14 protein-coding genes and 1 tRNA gene are annotated in these 20312 nt (G+C 53.2%); 11 read left to right on the top strand and 4 right to left on the bottom strand.

Features of this window, described 5'->3' with window-relative positions; translation table 11 throughout:
• Window positions 1-344: 344 nt before the first annotated feature.
• From DI579_RS05815 to DI579_RS05845, 7 genes are all read left to right on the top strand, one after another.
• Window positions 345-1421 carry a PDZ domain-containing protein gene (locus tag DI579_RS05815; protein WP_303678913.1) on the top strand — a complete coding sequence of 359 codons (1077 nt, stop codon included), beginning with the start codon at window positions 345-347 and terminating at the stop codon, window positions 1419-1421.
• Between the two features lie 192 nt (window positions 1422-1613).
• Window positions 1614-4646 carry a UPF0182 family protein gene (locus DI579_RS05820; protein WP_303678914.1) on the top strand — a complete coding sequence of 1011 codons (3033 nt, stop codon included), beginning with the start codon at window positions 1614-1616 and terminating at the stop codon, window positions 4644-4646.
• A gap of 64 nt (window positions 4647-4710) precedes the next feature.
• Window positions 4711-4784, top strand: a tRNA-Met gene (locus DI579_RS05825).
• Between the two features lie 961 nt (window positions 4785-5745).
• Entirely contained in the window at window positions 5746-7374 is a 1629-nt protein-coding gene (locus DI579_RS05830) for a sodium:alanine symporter family protein (protein WP_290598797.1), read from the top strand.
• Window positions 7375-7500: 126 nt separating this feature from the next.
• Window positions 7501-8991, top strand: coding sequence for a DUF1846 domain-containing protein (locus DI579_RS05835; RefSeq protein ID WP_290598796.1), 1491 nt, complete (start codon window positions 7501-7503; stop codon window positions 8989-8991).
• Between the two features lie 5 nt (window positions 8992-8996).
• Window positions 8997-9509, top strand: a complete 513-nt coding sequence (locus DI579_RS05840) for a GNAT family N-acetyltransferase (protein ID WP_290598794.1) — start codon at window positions 8997-8999, stop codon at window positions 9507-9509.
• Between the two features lie 58 nt (window positions 9510-9567).
• Entirely contained in the window at window positions 9568-10158 is a 591-nt protein-coding gene (locus tag DI579_RS05845) for a TIGR01440 family protein (protein WP_290598793.1), read from the top strand.
• Between the two features lie 56 nt (window positions 10159-10214).
• Here the strand turns inward: DI579_RS05845 and thiD are convergent, their stop codons facing one another.
• Complete coding sequence (thiD, locus tag DI579_RS05850; protein ID WP_303678915.1) at window positions 10215-11003, bottom strand: bifunctional hydroxymethylpyrimidine kinase/phosphomethylpyrimidine kinase; 789 nt, start codon at window positions 11001-11003, stop codon at window positions 10215-10217.
• 215 nt (window positions 11004-11218) lie between these two features.
• On the opposite strand from thiD, the gene DI579_RS05855 reads away from it, so the two are divergent.
• On the top strand, window positions 11219-14083 hold the full coding sequence (locus DI579_RS05855; RefSeq protein WP_303678916.1) for an aminodeoxychorismate/anthranilate synthase: 2865 nt from the start codon (window positions 11219-11221) through the stop codon (window positions 14081-14083).
• Between the two features lie 66 nt (window positions 14084-14149).
• On the opposite strand, the gene DI579_RS05860 is transcribed toward DI579_RS05855, so the two are convergent.
• The 3 genes from DI579_RS05860 to DI579_RS05870 form a co-directional block, all read right to left on the bottom strand.
• Window positions 14150-14998 (bottom strand): inositol monophosphatase family protein, encoded by an 849-nt coding sequence (locus DI579_RS05860; RefSeq protein WP_290598789.1) that lies wholly within the window; start codon window positions 14996-14998, stop codon window positions 14150-14152.
• Between the two features lie 122 nt (window positions 14999-15120).
• A complete protein-coding gene (locus DI579_RS05865; RefSeq protein ID WP_303678917.1) occupies window positions 15121-15978 on the bottom strand; it encodes an inositol monophosphatase in 858 nt (285 codons plus the stop codon).
• Between the two features lie 29 nt (window positions 15979-16007).
• A complete protein-coding gene (locus tag DI579_RS05870) occupies window positions 16008-17198 on the bottom strand; it encodes an AMP-binding protein (protein WP_303678918.1) in 1191 nt (396 codons plus the stop codon).
• A gap of 92 nt (window positions 17199-17290) precedes the next feature.
• Between DI579_RS05870 and DI579_RS05875 the strand changes: the two genes are divergently transcribed.
• From DI579_RS05875 to prfB, 3 genes are all read left to right on the top strand, one after another.
• Window positions 17291-18427 (top strand): aminotransferase class I/II-fold pyridoxal phosphate-dependent enzyme, encoded by a 1137-nt coding sequence (locus DI579_RS05875; RefSeq protein WP_303678919.1) that lies wholly within the window; start codon window positions 17291-17293, stop codon window positions 18425-18427.
• 112 nt (window positions 18428-18539) lie between these two features.
• A complete protein-coding gene (locus tag DI579_RS05880) occupies window positions 18540-19061 on the top strand; it encodes a low molecular weight phosphatase family protein (RefSeq protein ID WP_303678920.1) in 522 nt (173 codons plus the stop codon).
• Between the two features lie 118 nt (window positions 19062-19179).
• Window positions 19180-20307, top strand: a complete 1128-nt coding sequence (gene prfB, locus DI579_RS05885; RefSeq protein ID WP_290598783.1) for a peptide chain release factor 2 — start codon at window positions 19180-19182, stop codon at window positions 20305-20307.
• Window positions 20308-20312 lie beyond the last annotated feature (5 nt).

The following is a 20312-nucleotide window of genomic DNA, read 5'->3' on the forward strand; positions in this document are numbered from 1 at the left end:
CCGCTCTGCCGCCAACACGGAACGCATCCTCCCCCAACCCGGGAACCTCCCCCGCGGCCCTATCCGTCACCCTGATGATCCCCTCTACGGCACCGGACGATAAAAACAGGACGCAAATACCCGGCACCAGTCGCTAAAACGCACCGGACGATAAACACCACACCGGACGCTAAACATTGAACTAGTCACCAAATACCGGGTACGCGACACCACTCAATTAATACGAGTAAAAGAAAACATGGATACATGATGCGCATGCATTATGTACGCGCATCATGTGTCGGTATCTTGTGTGCGTAGTGCGTAATGGAGTGGTGGGGTAGGTGCAGGGTAGGCTAGCAATCGTGAAACCGAAGACCAAGTCAGCCATTATTATCACTGTTCTGGTGGTGGCGTTTATTGCTCTGGGAACACTGGTGAAGATGCCGGTAGCGGCGTTGGGGCCGGGCCCTACCTTTAATACGTTAGGGGAGACCCAAATGCCGGATGGTTCCGGGAGTAGCGATGGTTCCGAGGGTGGGAAAGTTCCTGTTGTTCAGATTACGGGAGCGCCGGTTAATCCGGTAAGTGGTCATCTGGATATGACGACTGTGAATGTCTTAACAGGAATGAATTTTTTCGAGATGGTTCGGCTTGGTTTCAATAAGAAGTGGGATGTGGTGCCTCTTTCGGATATTTATCCGCCGGGCGTCAGCCATGAGCAAATGGAGCAAGAGCAAGCGGCTGAAATGAATCAGTCGGAGAACGCTGCTGCTACAGCTGCTTTGCATTATTTGCATTTACCTGTCGCTACCTATGTTGGCACTGTGGTGAAGAAGGGGCCCGCGGTGGGAAAGCTACAGCGGGGGGATCAGATTGTTGCAGTGAATGGGAAGGTCACTGTTTTAGCTACCGATGTGTATAAGGCTTTGCGGGGGACGAAAGCTGGGCAAACGGTAAAAGTGTCAGTATTGCGGAAGGGGAAAGCGTTAACTTTCCCTATCACGTTGGTTAGTGGAGCCCCAGATGTCGTGGATAGGGGCTTGCTGGGGGTAGGTGTTTATAGTGCTCCTTCTGGGAAGGTGCGGGTGCATATCAATTTGTCTGACGTGGGTGGTCCTTCAGCTGGGCTTATGTTCACTTTGGCAATTATTGATAAGCTCAGTCCACTTTCCTTGACAGGTGGCAAGTATATTGCTGGTACTGGCACTATGGATTATGACGGTTCGGTGGGACCAATTGGTGGTATTACTCATAAGTTAGCGGGGGCGCGTTCTGCAGGAGCCCGGTATTTTTTGGTGCCAGATAAGAACTGTCAGGAAGCCCTTACTGATGTTCCGCGGGGTCTTACCCTTATCCGGGTGACGAGTGTGCAGAGTGCATTGGATGCGTTAGCGCTCGTGCGTGCGGGTAAGACTGCCCCCACTTGTCGCGCTCACTGATTGCGGTTCTGTCTATATGGCTTTGCGTAGCTTTGCTCGTAGTTCTGCTTGCAAGTCTGCTTAAACCTTATTTTTCCCGTATCGTAAAGACAATAGCGTCGTGAAGACAGTAGTAAAGACAACACTGACAATGTTTAGTTAAGTGCTTAGTTAAATGCTTGGTTTTGTCTGTTTTTGTCTTGAGGAGATTGAATGGCTTTGAACTTCCCCGGCTTTGGCGATTATCAGCAGCCGCCGCGTCGTCCGCAGCGGCAGCCTCGGCAGCGTCAGCCTCTAAGCCAAAAACAGAAGAAGCATCTCAAAAATACCGGCATTACTGTAGCGGTGTTGGTGGCGCTCTTCGTTATTATTCCGCCGCTGGTGAGTGTCTATACCGGCTGGTTATGGTTTGATTCCTTGGAGAAGGGCGGTATTTTCGGCACTATTCTGGGAACCCGTTTAGGAATTTTCCTTATTGTTGGGGTTGTTTCTGCGGCCATTATCTACTTCGCTATGGCGTTTGCACATCGTGCGAAACCAACTACGTTAAGCCGTCCCAATCCGGTGCTGGATCCTTACCGCCGTATTGGTGAGGGTAAGCATAAGCCAGTATTCATTACTGTCGCCGTCATTGTGGGTATTGTCTTTGGTTTTTCGCTGCAGCTTAAGTGGCAGCAGATTAGTATCTTTTTCCACTCCACATCTTTTGGGGTGAAAGATCCACAATTCAACCATGACCTTAGTTTCTATGCTTTCCAGCTACCGTTCCTCACTATCCTTTTTGGGTGGCTTATTGGTGTGGCCAGCATAGGTATTGTCCTTAATATTCTGCTTCACTATTTCCAGGGCTCTCTGGAGTTCCGTGTGCGTCAGGGTAAACAGCGTGGCGGTGTTATTTTGGCGGATAAAGCGCGTAAGCAGATATCTATTCTGGGCGGCGTGCTGCTTGTTCTGGTGGGTGTTAGGTATTGGCTGGACCGCTACGAACTACTATCGGGGGATATTAAATTCAAGGGGCAGACGACCACTGGTGCCGGCTATACCTCCGCGAATGTTCTTATTCCGGCGAAACTGCTGCTCACTGTTATCGCGGTGTTGTGTGCGATAGCGTTTTTTGTCAGCTTTGTGGTTAAAGATTTGCGTGTACCCGCATTAGCAACCGCCATCATGCTGATTGGTGAAGTGGCCGTGGGTGGTGTTCTGCCGTGGGCGGTGGAGCAGCTGTCGGTTAAACCTAATAAGGCTAATAAGGAAGCGGAGTTTATTGCACGTAATATTAAGGCCACTCGGTTCGCCTATAACTTGCGTGATGACAATCTCACGGTAATGCCTAGTTTCGGCAAGGAGAATGCTCCGGCGCCGCAACCGGGGGGAAAGGGTGTAGCGTCTACTCTTTCTAATATTCGTCTTTTGGATCCTAATGTTTTGTCGCCTGCGTTTACGCAGTCGAAGCAGTTGCGGTCTTTTTATGGCTTCCCCGATACGCTTACTATTGATCGTTATCATGTGGGTAATGAGTTGCAGGACTATGTGGTAGCGGTACGCGAGATTAATCCAAGTGCATTGTCGGGTAACCAGACGGACTGGATTAACCGCCATACGGTGTATACCCACGGCAATGGTATTGTGATGGCTCCTGCGAATACTGTGGACGCCATTGTTACGGATGCGGGTGACCGTGGCGGTAATCCGAAATATGAAGTGTATGACTTGCAGTCTCTCGCTGCGAAGCAGGGGCAGCAGCATACTACTGCCAATAATGGAACGGCGCACCTCGATCTACGTGAACCGCGTGTGTACTATGGGCCGCTTATCGCTAAGCAGGATCCTGATTACGCCCTCGTTAAAACCGCTGGCGATTCGCAAGAGTATGACGTTGAGGGGGAAAACTACACGTATCAGGGTAAAGGTGGCGTTCATGCGGGTGGTTTCGCGAACCGTCTTGCCTACGCCATTGAATACCATGAGTTGAATTTCATTCTTTCCAACCTCATTAACGGAAATACGAAGATTCTTCTCAACCGGGATCCGCGTGCACGTGTGGAGGCAGTTGCCCCATGGCTTACGGCCGATACGTCCGCATATCCAACTGTTATTGATGGGCATATTAAGTGGATTGTTGATGCTTACACCACTTTGGATTCACTACCGTATGCGCAGAAAATTAATCTTGGTGAGGTTGATACGGACTCACAAACTGCGCGGCGGGAATGGTCCCCCACTATGAAGCAAGTATCCTATCTGCGCAATTCTGTGAAAGCGGTTGTTGATGCCTATGACGGTACTGTGCAACTGTATTCTTTCGATGAGAAGGACCCAGTGTTGCGTGCGTGGAAAGGTGTTTTCCCGGGTTTGGTAAAAGAAAAGTCGGAGATGTCTGAGCAGCTTCGTCAACATATCCGCTACCCGGAGGATATGTTTAAAGTGCAGCGTGAAATCCTCTCCCGTTACCATGTGACGAACCCTATGGGCTTCTACACGGGGGGCTCTTACTGGCAGGTTCCTAATGAACCGACGATGAGTGACAATGAGGCCGCTGTGGGTGCAGACTCGCACGGTATTTTCGACCAACCACCGTACTACGTGGTTTCTGCGGATCCTCGTACGGGCCGGCCCAGCTTCCAGCTGACAACCCCTATGTTGTGGAATCAGCGTGAGTTCTTATCTTCACAGATTTCTGTTTCGTCAGATCCAGATAATTATGGGCACATTACTATTAGGCAGTGGCCTACTAACACCACAACGCAGGGACCTAAGAACGCGCTTGACCGGATGACCTCAGCCGGCGGTTACCAAACCGAGAAACTGCAGCTGGAGGGCGCTAACACTATCATCTACGGTAACCTGCTTACCCTCCCTATTGGGGATGGCGGTGTGCTTTACGTAGAGCCACTTTATGCACAGCGGAAGGGACAAGATTCCGCTTACCCGAAGCTCATTCGTGTCATGGTGATGTATAACAACCGTATGGGGTATGGCAGGTCCCTTGCCGATGCGTTGGAGCAAGTGGGGCTGGACGGGTCGCTAGTTGAGCAGCCAGAAGGTGCCGAAAACGACAGTAGTGTTCCCCCCGTCGCTAAGAAATCCACGCCAGATCGTATGACGCGTGATGCTGCCGCTGCGAAACTAGATGAGGCACTGGCCAATCTGAAACAGGCGCAAGCATCAGGCGACATGAGTGAGTTTGGCAGGGCTTTGGAGAATCTTGATAAGGCGGTACAGGACTACCAAAACGCAGGAAAATAACTCAATAGTTCATGATTAATTTGCTTATTAACCCCACGGTGAACTAACGTTATCCATACAACATCGCGGGGTGGAGCAGCTCGGTAGCTCGCTGGGCTCATAACCCAGAGGTCGTTGGTTCGAATCCAGCCCCCGCTACTAAGAAGGAAGAACTCGGTTCCTAGAAGGAACCGAGTTCTTCCTATTTACTAGAGTTGTTTTTAGTACTCGAACAATACTTTTCATAATCAATTCAATAGAATTTATATTTTTCAAAAAATATTCTTGTTACTATAAATACTGAGTCGGCACGAAATTACTTGTATTGCAGTCTTTTCAAGATAATTTCCAGTAAAGCAGTAGATACTGGCAACCACTGAGATGTTGTCGTAGCGCAAAGAAATTAGATTCGAGGAGTTCAGTTGAAACCATCCATAGCTCTCACGATGGCAGTAATAGCAGTTTCGTGTGGCTTTTCGGTGATAGCTGTTGAACTTACTGTACCCGGTGTTTGGTCTGTTCCTACTTTCATTGGTGCCGTAGGTTCTGTGATTATTGGAGCTTCAGCAATTTTCCGTGTAGTCGGAGGACTTCAAAAAGAACATCAGACCAGTAAAAAATCTCAATTGGAAAATCAGTAGGGATTGGATCTGGAGAGTTTAGTTGAAGAGATCTGCTGTAATTTTCGCGCTATCGATAGGATCAGATGTACTTGTTTTAGCGGCACTCATTATTGTACTCACTGTGCCTGGTGCTTGGTCTCCCTTGAATTTTGTTTTCTGTATGTGCATGGTTTCGTCTGCCGATGTAGTGACTTTTCAGGTTTTTAAGAGGATGAAAGAGGACCAGAGCAGTGACGATCGTCAGTTGGAGGATCGATAACCTCTAGAGGTCGGTCTAGGACAGTCTGTCTCCGTAAATGGTTTTATCCCATTCGGTGATGCTGCTCTGGGTGTCGTTAAGAAGAACTCGGTTCCTAGAAGGAACCGAGTTCTTCTTATTTGTGGGTTTGTTCTCAGTGTGCGAACACGGGCTTTTTATCGTTTTGTTATCTTGCGTGGAAAAAAGTGATCACGTTAGGCTGGGAAAATCTCCTGTTGTGAAGGACGACTTTAATTTTATGATTCTTGCAGCTAGTCCTATTAATAACGCTATAGAAACAGTGATGGTGCCTATTTCCCATGCGGTGTCATCTGTTGTTTTCTGTGATATTCCCATAGGGAGCAATAGGCTCCCTCTTATTCTTGTGTGGCTTCTTGCCGGCTCCGTCTTTTTTACTGTTTATCTTGGAGTTCAGCAGCTTCGCCCTCATTCGCAAAAGCTTTCCTACAATCTTATCCGTGGTCGTTTTGCGCGGGAGACGGATCCTGGTGAGGTAACGTCTTTTCAGGCGTTAGCGACGGAGCTTTCGGGTACTGTCGGGTTGGGCAATATTGCGGGTGTGGCTATTGCTATTACGGCTGGGGGGCCGGGTGCTGCCTTGTGGATTGCGGTAGCGGGCGTGTTGGGAATGTCCGTCAAGATGGCGGAAGCAACCTTGGGGTCGAAGTTCCGTATTGTTCGTGAGGACGGTACTACTGATGGTGGCCCCATGTACTATCTGCGGGATGGTTTGAAGCAGCAGGGGCACGAAAAATTAGGTAAGGTCCTTTCCACTATATTTGCTGTCACAACTGTTTTCGGTATGACTGGCGCCGGTAATATGTTTCAGGCGAATCAGGCCACGTCACAGATTGTGGCTGTTTCCGGGGGAGCGTTAGAGTCTTACCGGTGGGCTATTGGGGTGGCTATCGCAGTTTTGGTGGCCCTAGTTATTTTGGGTGGTATTACCAAAATCGGTAGTTATACGTCCCGCATTGTGCCGATTATGGCGGGTATCTATGTGGTGACGTGTTTAGTGGTTATCGGGTGTAATATTCACCAATTACCTGCCGCATTCCGTGCTATTTTCGAGGGGGCTTTTACTGGTAGGGGCGCCGCAGGGGGAATTGTTGGGGCCATGATTATTGGATTCCGTCGTGCCGCATTTTCTAATGCTGCAGGGGTGGGGACGGCAGGTATTGCCCATTCGGCTGTGAAAACTCGCCGTCCGGCATCGCAGGGTTTTGTAGCTATGTGGGAGCCTTTTGTGGATTCTGTGGTGGTCTGCTCTATTACGTCCCTCACCGTGGTTATTACTGGAGTGTGGCAGAATGTGGGGCCGGGGGCAGAGGGGGTCTCTTTAACGTCTAAAGCGTGGTCAACTGCTGCACCATGGTTGTCGTATGTGCTGGCTGTGGCGGTTGCACTTTTTGCTTTTTCAACAATGTTGTCCTACTCCTTTTATGGCTGCAAGGCGGTAGGTTTTCTCTGTGGGGGATCTCGTAAGGCCGAAAAGATCTACAACATTATTTTTATTCTTCTTATTGTGGTGGGTGCTACAACGTCACTGGCGCCTATTGTGGATTTCTCCGACGCCATGCTTTTCCTCATGTCAATCCCTAATTTGGTGGGACTTTACTTCCTGGCACCGGTAGTGAAGCAGGAAATTTTTGGTTTTGTAGGGCGTGTGAAAGACGGCGATATTGGCCCGGTGGCAGAAGAACACCAGTTGGGCATGCTGTATAGCAAAAGTAGTGATGAGGATCCGGCGGTAACTGTTGGGAATATTCCCGATGGTGGCGGTTCTATGGGGGAAGTTCCTACCGGTTCGGAACCTGGCGAATTTTGTGATGATTTCTACAGTGATGAAGTGCCCTCGGAAGATTAAGTAGTGTCTTAAAAAGCTAGCTGGCTGTTGTTCCGCATAGTGGGAGAGCAGCTGTGTGAAAGAATAATAGGGACAATTCTGTCCAAATTTCATAGGTGAATTCATAATCGAAGAGGAGACGTCGGAGTGAATACTATTGGCTTTGACCGTCAGAAATACATTGCTCTGCAGTCGCAGCATATTAAGGAGCGTCGCGCCCAGTTCGGTGGACGTCTTTACCTGGAAATGGGGGGAAAACTCTTCGACGATATGCACGCATCGCGTGTTCTTCCCGGTTTCACCCCGGACAATAAAATCCTCATGTTGGAGTCGATGAAGGATGAGATGGAAATCCTCGTCGTTCTTAACGCGGAGGATCTCACTCGTAATAAGGTTCGTGCGGACTTGGGAATCTCCTATGAGGAGGATGTTCTTCGCCTGGTGGATGTTTTCCGCTCGCGCGGTTTTCTTGTTAATAATGTTGTTATTACTCGGTGGAGTGATGACAATGCGCAGGCCCAGGATTTCCGTCGCAAACTGGACCGTATGGGGGTGACGGTGCGGCGCCACTATCCTATTGCCGGCTACCCCAATAAGATCAGCCGTATTCTCTCCGATGAAGGCTACGGTAAAAACGAGTACGTGGACACTACCCGTGACCTTGTTGTGGTGACGGCGCCGGGCCCCGGGTCCGGGAAGATGGCGGTGTGTCTTTCCCAGATTTATGCGGAGAATCAGCGCGGTATGAAGTCTGGTTACGCCAAGTTTGAGACGTTCCCCATATGGAATCTTCCCCTGGACCACCCCGTCAATGTTGCGTACGAGGCGGCTACTGCTGATCTGGAAGACGCTAACATTATCGACCCCTTCCACCTGGCTGCCTACGGTAAGCAGGTGGTGTCCTATAACCGTGACGCGGATGTTTTCCCTGTTCTGAAACAGCTTCTGGAAGGCGTGATGGGGGAGTCCCCTTACCAGTCGCCTACGGATATGGGTGTCAATATGGCGGGGTATTGCATCAGTGATGATGAGGCGTGCCGGGAGGCTGCGAAGCAGGAGATCATTCGTCGCTTCTATCATGCGCAAGTGTATGAGAAGCAGCAGGCTCTGGAATCCACCCAGTCTGATCGCATCGCCCTTCTGATGAGCAAGATGCATCTCAGTACGGAGGATCGTGCCGTAGTGACACCTGCCTTGCAGGTTGCCGCCGAAACAGACGCGCCAGCAGCCGCTATCCAGCTAGCGGACGGCACTATTATCACGGGTAAGACGAGCCCGCTACTGGGGTGTTCCTCGGCTATGTTGCTGAATGCGTTGAAGTATTTGGCGGGGATACCGCATGAGGTGGAATTGCTTGCGCGTGAATCTATTGAGCCTATTCAAACTCTTAAAACTCAGCATTTGGGATCCCGTAATCCGCGGCTGCATACAGATGAAGTACTGATCGCATTGTCAGTGTCTGCGAATACCGATGATTATGCGCGCCGGGCATTGGAACAACTGCGCGCATTACGTGGGTGCGATGTTCATACCACTACTATCCTGGGATCAGTGGATACTGGTATTTTCCGTAACTTGGGTGTTCTTGTGACCTCCGAGCCGGTGTACCAGCGTAAAACCCTCTACCGAAAGCATTAATACTTATGACGTTCCCTATTATCAGGCGCGCCACTATTGCTGACGCCCCCGTTATCTACGATCTTGTGTGCAACCTTGCCGAGTTTCAAAAAGCCTCTGACAGGGTAAGGACGTCTCTTGAACAGATTGTGGAGACAATGTTTGGGGACAATCCGCAAGTGTGGGCTGAACTGGTGGAGGACGAAGACGGTGTGCAGGGTATGGCTCTCTGGTTCGTCACCTATTCCACCTGGGAGGGTTCCTATGGAATCCACATGGAGGATCTTTTTGTCCGTCCGGAAGCACGTGGGAAAGGCTATGCGTCACTTCTCTTTCAACGGTTAGCGTTGATTATGGAGGAGAAAGGCTGGGCACGTATGGAGTGGACTGTTATCGACTGGAACCAGCCCGCTATTGACGTGTATCAGCATATGGGCGGGGAAGAAATAGAGGGATGGTACGACTATCGAATGATCGGAGAACCAGTGCATGCACTCGCTGAGCAGGGGCGTCAGAACGGTCTTACCGCTGAGCTTTAGGCTCCAGTTTTCAGCTTCTAGCTTTAATTCTCACTAACCGTATAGGAGGATGACGGATATGTCAGGCTCACTTAAAGAGATTCACCAGCAGGTGTGTGACGCCGCTAGCGAATTATGTGAGAAAAGCGAGATACCAGCCGGCACTCTCTTCGTTGTGGGGTGTTCCTCCTCGGAAATTAGCGGCCACGCTATTGGTGCCCAGCCTGCCCCCATAGTGGGGAAAACGGTAGTGGACGCACTGCTGGAAGTGTTGCAGCCGCGTGGTATTCACCTGGTGGCACAGTGCTGTGAGCATTTGAATCGTGCTCTTGTCGTGGAGCGTGAAGTGATGGTGGGCCGCTGGTGGGCGGAGGAAGTTAACGCCCGGCCCATCCCCACCGCCGGCGGGTCTTTCGCCACTGCCGCCTATGAGACTTTTACACACCCCATGTTGGTGGAGTCCATGCGGGCGGACGCTGGCCTCGATATTGGTTCAACGCTAATCGGTATGCATTTACATGCTGTCGCTGTCCCCGTTCGCTTGGAACACAACCGGGTTGGGGAGGCGTATGTTACTGCGGCTCGGACTCGCCCGAAGTATGTGGGTGGTGTGCGGGCACAGTATAACGATGCTCTCGCACATACACCGGGGTGCCCGCCCCGCCACTAATGTAGCGGTTTGATAGTTCGGCAGCCGGGGCGCCCGTCACACACTATCCCTGCCAGCTATCCCTGCCAGACAACTCCGAAGGGTGTACCGGCACTGAAGGACTGCTCAATACCGTGGGTGACGAACTCTTTTGCAGTAGTAACAGCCGTGTGCAGGTCATTTCCCTTGGCTAGTTCTGCCGTAATGGCGGCGGCCAGGCTATCGCCCGCACCCGAAACACGCAGTTCACCCACCTTAGGGGCGGAGAAGATAGTGGCCTCGCTACCGTCCCACAGCACGTCCACAGCCTTATCCCCGGGAAGGTTCGCGCCGCCTTTAGCCAGAACAGCCTTGGCACCAGTATCAGCAATGCGTTTAGCGGCTTCCGTCAGCTCCTCCACAGTGCTGATGGTGTCCATTCCAGAAAGAATTTCTGCCTCAACAAGATTGGGAGTAAGGACAGTGGCGAGGGGAAGAATCTTCTCCCGCAAAGCATTATCAATATCCAGTGCGGCGCCGGGCTCTTGCCCCTTACAGATGAGGACGGGATCCACAACAACGTGGGGGAATGCGTTTGTGGAGAGAATGTCGGCGGTGGCCTCAATTGCGGGGACAGTGCCGAGCATGCCGATTTTGACGGCGTTAATATCCCAGCAGGCCAGAGTGGCTTCCGTTTGATTCTTGATGACGGCCGGGTCGATGGGGACGAAACGGTGGTCCCACCCATTCTGGGGGTTGAAGGCAACAATGCAGGTAAGTGTGCAAGCGCCATAAACACCTAGCTGGTGGAATGTGCGTAGGTCAGCCTGGCAGCCGGCACCACCAGTGGATTCAGAACCGGCGATATCAAGAACAAAAGCGGTCATTCGTGCTTCCTTTTCCTCTCGTAGCGTTACAAGAGGGGCAGTAGCGGGTACTACTCTCCAGCAACAGCAACATGTGGTTTTAGTATACGGGTGCCTGAACACTGTGCTTTAATAGAGCGCTTTAACAGAGTGCTCTTTAACGGGGTGTTGTAGCAGGGGCTTTTAGCAGAGTGTTTCAATGGGGTGTTTTGGTGGTATCGGGATAATGTCAAAGCATGCGTATCCTGCTCGTTGACCATCATGATTCCTACACCCATATTTTGAGCCATCTTTTCTATAGCGCTGGTCAGCAGTTGGGGTATGCGATTGATGTGGATATCGTTCCGCATGATTGTCCCTCATGGCAGGCTGCGCGCATAGAGGAACTGGCGCAGTACCAGCTGCCGGTGTTTGGCGTGTGCTTGGGGCATCAGCTTATGGCGGTTGTGGAGGGCGCGCAGCTGCAGGAGGGGCATGGTCCGCATCATGGGGTGGTATCGCATGTACGGCATAACGGTGACGGTATATGGCACAGTATTGAGCAGAATGCGCAGGTGGTGCGGTACCACTCGTTGGCGATCGCGGAGCCTCTTCCTACAGGAATAGAAGCAACTTCCTGGGCGGAGGACGGTACCGTCATGTCGCTGCAGTACCAGGCGCAGCGGTGCCAGTGTGCGGGGGCGCCGCGGTGGGGTGTGCAGTTTCACCCGGAGTCCATTGATTCCCCTTGCGGTGTGCAGATAGTGATGAATGTGCTGCGGCTAACCCAAGAGTGGTGGGATCGGAATGGTAGCGGTAACGGTAACGGTAGCGATAACGCTAGTGGTTATAACGATGGTGGATGCAGCATTCGTGAAAGCGTCAGCGTTGAGGGTGTGGCGCCTGCTGAGAGTATAGCAAGGGCTAAGGGTGTGGAGACTGTTGGGGGCGTGACTGCGGAGCAGATTGCTGCGGTGTTCCGGGAGGAAGTACAGGCGGGGGAGAGTCTGCGTTGGTTGGACGACAGTCTAGGGGAGACGGCAAGTCTTATCGCTATATGTGGGGAGCCGCAAAAGTCGGGGCAAAAGCTAGGCTTGCCAGACATTCAGCCTATTCAGCCCATGCGGCCTATCCAACCTATGCAGCAGAGCTCCCCGGCCTATCCTTATGCGGGCTGGATAGGGGTTGTGGACTATGAGGACGATTACACGAATTTTGCTCACACGGAGGTAGTGGCGTGGGGGAGGAGGAACTGTTGGCAGCTTGCTGGCGCGGATCCTGCCCGGGTTACTGTACTGTGTGAGCGCTTGCATGATTGTGTCGGATCCTCGCAGGTAGACGATATGGCAGAAGCAGCTACAGCAGTACCGTCTACAGAGACGCCGACAATACTTGGAACAGAAAGAGTCGCCGCGGTAGCGGTCAGCCCGGCCCGCTATAAAAAGTCCTTCACCACGTGCCAGAATCTTCTTCGCCGTGGTGAAAGCTACGAAATCTGTCTAACGGATACTATTCGCCTACCACGCCGGCTCACCCGCCACCCGTGGGAGGCCTACCAGCAGCTACGACATATTTGCCCCACAAACTTTGGTGCATATCTAGAGTTTCCAACTGGCCCGGTGGAGGCCATAGCGTCTGCCTCCCTCGAACTTTTCCTCCATGTCAGCAAAGATGGGCGTGTCACCACCAGACCGATGAAGGGGACTGCGCCGCGTTGCTTGGATGATCCTGCTGAGGATAAGCGCCGGGCGTTCGCCTTACAGACTGACCCTAAAACGCGAGCCGAAAATCTCATGGTTATCGACATGGCACGAAGCGATGTGGCGCGCGTCTGCCGGCCGGGGAGCGTCACCGTCCCCAAAGATCGGGTTGTGGAAACATACCGCACAGTGCACCAGCTTGTTACAGAAATAACGGGTACACTCCTGCCCGGTTTCACCGTCTGCGACGCACTGCGCGCCTGTTTTCCGCCGGCAAGTATGACGGGTGCTCCCAAAGAACGAACAGTGGAATTGCTTAAAGATATTGAGGCGCAGCCACGCGGAGTCTACTCTGGGATTCTCGGGTTTTTAGGAGATGACGGATCCGCGTCATTCTCCGTTATTATCCGCACGGCCTCCTATATGCGCAGTGGGGATGTGCTGATTGGTGCCGGTGGCGCGATTACCGCAGATTCCTCCTGCCACGCCGAATATGAGGAGATGCTGCACAAAGCCAACTATGTGGTTGGTACGGTAGTGGACCCCGCGCAGTGGACAATGCCTGTAGTGGACTCGTTCTACCTTGTTGACGGCATGTTCGCGCAGGCGGAAAACCTTACGGCACGGATCGGGCAAATGTGGGGGAACGCTGGCACTGTATTTCCATACGCCAACGGTGATGAACGGCGCGGTAGTGATGCTGGCCAAAACAGCAGTGATGCTGCGCGATGGGACAAGCGTCTGCGGGAGCTTCATCAGCAACGGTTTGTGTCCTCCGTCGAGGCTATGTACGGGGTGGAGGCGGCCACGCAAGCTGCAGATTTTTACCAGGACTGTCTCGCCCACTTACCTACAGAGGGAGAGTTCTTCCCGCAAATCCGGTGGGGCGGAACAAGCGCTGACACTATCCAAGCTGCCGCCGCTCAAGCCGATGCTATCCAAGCGACTCACACTAGCACTGCCCAAGTTACTGCCACCCAAGCTGGCAGCGCGGATCTTTTTCGTCCGTGCCCGCCCCGGCTTACCGAGATTGTAGGCATTGTGGGAACAGATCCCGTTTTCAAAGAAACCTATGCGAAACTCGTCACGCCGCGGATCAAAGGCCCCGACATGCCCGCCTATGGGAAACTCCGCTCGTTGGCTATGGAAGGGGGAGCTCATGAAGTGGTCCTTGTTGACCGGTGGGGGATGGTTCGGGAGGGAAGTCACTCCGCTATTCTCTGGTGGGATGGTGACGTGCTGTGTGCACCTCCGCAGGATGCCGTCATGCCCTCCACTATGCGCACTGTAGTGGAGGAGGCGGCGCATCGGCAGGGGTTCCGCGTGGAGGAGCGGTGGCTGCCGGCGGACGAGTTACAGAACTATCGAGTGTGGTCGGTGAATGCTCTGCACGGGATACGGGAGATCACCAGCTGGATATAGCGGGCTGGCTATAACGGGCTGGGTGTGTCTCTGGGCTAGCGGCATCTCTGGATAGTATCGCCGCCGTTACTTGCGCGGAGGGAGTTCACCCAGATTAATGGCGCGCAAAACCTGGTCGTGGAGCAGTCCGTTAGTAGCGACAGCCTCACCATTGTGGGGGCCGGGGCGGCCATCCAGTGAGCTGAAACGTCCACCGGCTTCACGCACTAAAACATCTAGGGCTGCTAAATCCCAGAGGCATACTTCCGGCTCGGCCGCCACATCTACAGCACCCTCGGCCAGGAGACAGTAGGAGAAGAAGTCCCCGTAGCCGCGCATTCGCCAGGAGTAGTTCATCATATTGATGAAATTCTCCATAAGGTTCTTCCGCTTCCAGCCAACCAAGCTGGAAAAAGAAATGGAGGCATGGCAGAGGTTGCTCACTTCGGAAACGTGAATGCGTTTCGCGGGTGAGCTAGCGCAGCAGCGGTAAGCCCCCGCACCTTCAGCCGCCCACCAGCGACGGTGCAGGGCTGGTGCGGACACAACACTCATGCGGGGAACCCCATCTACCATCAGCGCGATAAGAGTGGCCCACGTGGGGACGTTGCGCACAAAATTCTTGGTGCCATCAATGGGGTCAATAACCCACTGTCGTCCTACATATTCCGCAGTGCCGCCGAATTCCTCCCCCACAATGTCATCGTCGGGGCGGTGCTCCTGGAGGTGTGTGCGGATAGCGCGTTCAACAGCTAAATCCGCGTCAGAAACAGGGGTGAGATCGGGTTTAGCATCCACACGGAGGTTCTCTGCCTCGAAGCGATCCATGGTGATGCTATCTGCAATGTCCGCGAGTTCCCACGCAATACGGAGGTCATCATGGTAGGTACCTTCCGTACCGGGAAGAGTGTTGAAGGCGGGCGGGTAGGCATTCACTGCCAGATTCTCCTTATGTTGTGGACCGGGTGGTTACATCAATTCCACTCGCTGTAACCTGCGCTACAACCTGCACAGATTTCTTAAGGCTAGCCTACTACTAGGCTCAGAGTGTACACAGGTTAGTCCCTTTGTAATGCGGCACCTTGTAGCGCAGCAGTCGCTCCCTTCACAAGATGCGGCGCGCCCGCAATAGTCCACACTTCCCCCGCAACCTCAACATCCTGCACGGCTCCACCCACACCTAGTACTAGTGCTGCGCCGGGCAGGCGGTCCCAGTCGGGTAGGCGGTGCTGTATCCAAAGGTCGGTGTCTCCTTCTGCAGTGGAGGCTAGATCGACTGATGCGGAGCCCATCATGCGGTAGGTGGCGCAGCGTTCAATAACGCGGAGGAAAGCCGCATAAACCTCGGGGTTGTGGTAGAAAGTGGGGTGTAGGTAGGTGTTGATGCAGGCAGAGGCGAGACTACTAGGGGTTTCTCGTGCGGGGTCGCCGAAGTGGGGGATGGGTTGCCCGTTGCGGGTGGTGGGAATGTTCTTTCCGCCTACCCAGAGGTTATGGGTGCAGGGCTGGTAGACGGCTCCTGCGGTGACGGTGTTGGAGGGGGAGAGGTAGCGTTCGCGGCTGCGGAGTCGTACCGGATCAGTGGGGTCGTTTTCGGTGAAGGCGATGGCGGAGCACCAGTATTCAAAATTGTTGGCGAAGTTGTAGGTGCCATCTACGGGATCAATGGTCCAGCGGGTGCCGCTTTCCCCTAGCCGGAGGGTGCCTTCCTCGCCCAGGACGGAGTCGTCTGGGCGTTGTTGGATGAGTGTGGAGGTGACGTATTCTTCCGCGGCCCGGTCGGCTTGTGTCACGACGTCGGAGATGGATGTTTTGGTGTCGATGGTAAGGCCTTGTCCTCGCATTCTGTAGGCGAGGTTCCCAGCAGTGTAAACAAGGTGAGTAGCGAGGTGTATGTTGTCGATCGTCGTATTCATACTGTCCACGGTAGTGTCTTTTGGGGTGATTATCGAGGGTGGGAAGAGTGTTTCTGTTGGGCAAGGCTTACCAGTAGTTGGCGGTTGAGTTTGCCGTTACTGCGGTGTGGCAGGTGGGGCAGGATAATGAGGTCTTTCGGGAGGGAATAGTAGTCAAATGTGGATTCGAGTACACCGCATATTTCGTCCAGTGTTGGTGGTGTGGCACCGTCTTCCGGCACGATGACGGCGGTAACGCGGTGCCCGAAATGTGGGTGGGGAAGGCCTATGATGGCGCAGTCTTTCACCTGTGGGTGGGTGAGGAGGAGTTTTTCGAGGGGTTGTGGGATAACCATAATTCCGCCGCTGTTGATGGCTTCGTCGAGGCGTCCGTCAATAATGAGGCGTCCGTCGGCTGTCCAGTGTCCCAGGTCGTGCGTGTGATACCAGCGTCGGCTGTTACTTTGGTCGTCGCTTTCGCAGTTGTCCCCGCTGCTTTCTACAGTCCAGTCGGGGTGGGTGTCCATACCGACGTAGCCGTCTGCGAGGGTATCTCCGCTAATGCTTATACGGTGGGTGGTGGGGTCAACACGGATTTGTGTGGCGGGGCCGGGGCGGCCGTCGAAAAGGACTCCGCCGGCTACTTCTGAACTGCCGTAGCCGCGCACAATGGTGAGTCCGGCAGCGGTGAGGTAGTCGTCTATGTGTTGGGGTAGTGGTGCCCCTCCGGACAGGATGGCATCTAATTGAGCGCATGCGTGGAGGGCTTTTTCGGCAGTGCGGCGAGTGTCTGGACGTGATGAGTGAAGATCCTGGTAGAGGGTGTCTAGTTGGTTGGGAACCAGTGACGCATAGTGTCGCCGCTGTGGCTGTGACTGTGCTAGTTGGAACCCGTCATCGATGGGCATGGTGACGGGTGGGTAGCCGGTGTGAAGGCTGCGGAGAAGTACTTGCATGCCGATAATGTGGTGGGCGGGGACGGCGAGTAGCCAGCGTCCTGGTCCGCCGAGTGCGGTGTGGGTGCTGTCGATGGAGGCGCGTAGTGTGGCGGCGGAGAGGCGGGCGCCTTTGGGTGTTCCGGTGGTACCGGAGGTTGTCATAATGAGTGCGCTACCCGGCGCGGGTTTGCCAACGAAGTGGTGGTGTAGTCGTTGTGCTTCGACGGGGTTGGCGGGGAGTACGACAAGTGGGGGTGTGGTGCCTCGTAAACACTCTCGTAGAAGTGGGTAGATGGAGTCCATGCGAGAGTATGAGGGTAGATAGAGTGGTTCGATAAAGTGCTGCACAGAGCAATTATTGAACACTGTATAGGTGAATGCAATATGCTTACACCATGCACACTATGCACAATGATGTTCCCCCACCGCTTAGCCAAATGTTTTATGATTCCCCGCATATTATTCGCCATGATGAAGCCCGTCCAACAGAGAGACATTTCATTGACTTAGCGAGTAATAACTATCTCGGTCTAGCGAAAGACCCACGCGTTTGTGCCGCCGCACAGCAGGCAATAGAACAGTGGGGAGTAGGCGCTACCGGATCGCGCGTTGTGTGCGGCACTGTTCCGCCTCACCATGAATGCGAGGAAGCATTAGCAGACTTTCTAGGTTTCCCCGCTGCACTGCTTTTCTCCTCCGGGTATACGGCTAATCTGGCAGCTGTTACATCATGTGTGCAGCCTGACGACACTCTTATCTGTGATGTGCGAAACCATGCCAGTCTTATCGATGCATGTCGGCTTACTAAAGCACCACGAATAGTGTGTGACTGTACAGACCCTCGTGCTCTTACCAATGCACTCCAGTCTGCTGCGTCGGCGGTAGTGGTATGCGATGTTGTCGATTCAACAGACGGCAGTGTCCTCGATATCGCAACTATTTACCAGGCCACGCATGCAGCAGGCGCCCTCCTTATCGCAGATTTCGCCCACGGATTGGGCACTTTAGGAGACGATGGACGTGGGAACCTACACACACTATGGGCTAGGGACATCGCGCCAGATGATTGTGTCATAACGTGTACTCTTTCGAAAGCATTGGGAAGCCAGGGCGGTGCAGTACTGTGTTCTCAGCAGTTACGGGACCATATGGTCACCACTGCTCGTTCCTTCATCTTTGATACGGCATTAGCCCCCGCGTGTGCTGCTGCGGCCACAGAAGCACTCCGTATTCTGTCCGCAGAGCCAGATCGTGTACAGGCATTACATCAGCAGATGAACATGTTTGCGCATGTCCTGGATCTACCTGCTACACGCACAGGGGTAATGGCTATTCCGTTAGGCGATCCGGTGTCTGCATTGGAGGCGCAACGGTGTCTTAGTGCGATGGGGGTAGAGGTTGGTTGTTTCCGTCCGCCCAGTGTGCCATGGCAGCGAAGTGGGTTGCGTATTGGTGGCTGCGCCGGTTTATTTCCATCACAGGCACAACGGGCTATCAGTACCGTAAAAAATGTATTAGACCAGTTGAATTAGTAGATAGTGCTAAATTGCGCTAGTACTTATGTAACTATTAACAGTTGATATGTTGTCTAAAATGCCACATTTGTCTTGGGAATTAGGTAGGTGTGGTTTTAGTATGGGCGGCATGAGCACTACTGAAAATCTCCCTATCGTCTACTTCCTAGGCGCTAATAATGTTGAAAAGAGCGCTATGGCGGAAGCGATTACCAATGCTCGCCACGGCCATCTTTTTAAGGCATACTCTGCAGGCACCGACTGCGAAAAGGGTCTTTCCCGAGACGCGGATTGTGTAGCTGCCTGCGCCGAGATTGGTATCACCCTTGATGGTGTCTCCACCCCTGTTGACGAAGACCTTTTCAAAAAGGCGGATTTCGTTATCGTCGTTTCCCGCAAGATGACTGTTGATCCTGTCCCTGACATGAAGGGCGTCATTTTGCGGTGGGGTGTTGATGAACCCTCCGAGCAAGGCATCACCGGACGTGAGCGTGCCAACCTACTCCGCGACTACCTCATTCGTCGCGTTGACGCACTCGCTGTTGGCGCCATGACAAGTGATGGAACCCTCCGCTCCGGCTACCGCGGAGAGGACATTCTCGACCAAACCGGTGGAGAGAAATCCAGTCGTCGTCTCACTGGCGTCAAGTAATTCACGCACCCAGTCATTCACCTGTACCAATTATTGAGGAAGTCCCCCGCAGCCTACTGTGGGGGACTTCCTTTGTCTCTGCTACCACCTGGTAGTGTGCAGCCGGTATCCTGGCTCTATGACCCCTGAAATTTCCGCTGATATTGAGGATCTTAAAAGCCGGCTTGTTTCCATTGAAAAAGTTCTTAACCCGGAAGAATTACGCCGCCGGGTGGAGGAATTAGAGCAAAAGGCCGCCGATCCAGACTTGTGGAATGACCAGGATTACGCCCAGCACGTCACCAGCCAACTTTCTCAGACACAGGCGCAGCTGAGAAAAATGACGTCTCTACGCGACCGGCTCAATGATCTCCCCGTCATGTACGAGTTAGCAGAAGAAGAGGACGACGCGGCTGCACAGCAGGACGCCAATGATCTTGCCGATGCGGAGCGAAGCGCACTGCGGACGGATATTGAATCTGCAGAAATAACCACACTGCTATCCGGTGAGTTAGATGAACGTGATGCCGTCGTTAACATTCGTTCCGGGGCGGGCGGTGTTGACGCTGCAGACTTCGCAGAAATGTTGCTGCGTATGTATATTCGCTGGGCGGAAAAACGGGGGGCAAAAGTCGATTTATATGACACTTCCTATGCGGAAGAAGCCGGCATTAAATCGGCCACGTTCGTCGTGCATGAGCCGTATGCGTATGGAACCCTCTCCGTAGAACAGGGTACGCATCGCCTTGTTCGTCTCAGCCCCTTCGACAATGCACACCGCCGGCAAACATCCTTTGCAGAGGTAGAAGTACTGCCGGTCGTGGAACAGACTGATCATATCGATATTCCCGACTCGGATATCCGCGTAGACGTGTACCATTCGTCCGGTCCTGGCGGGCAGTCGGTGAACACCACGGATTCTGCAGTACGCATAACGCACTTTCCCACTGGCATTGTTGTTACCTGCCAGAATGAGAAATCCCAGCTACAAAATAAGGCGGCTGCTATGGCAGTGCTGCAATCTCGCCTTCTAGAAAAGAAGCGCCAGGAGGAGAAGGAGGCGCTGCGGGAACTTGGTACCGGCGGTAATGCCAGCTGGGGTAACCAAATGCGCTCCTACGTATTGCACCCCTACCAGATGGTGAAGGATCTGCGAACCGGCTACGAGGTGAATAATCCGCAGGCGGTCCTCGATGGCGATATTGATGGTTTTTTGGAGTCCGGTATTCGCTGGCGCGCAACTGGCGAAGCAGATGCACAAAACTGAGAGAA

This window comes from Lawsonella clevelandensis (assembly GCF_003241315.1).
GTDB classification, from domain to species: Bacteria; Actinomycetota; Actinomycetes; order Mycobacteriales; family Mycobacteriaceae; genus Lawsonella; species Lawsonella clevelandensis_A.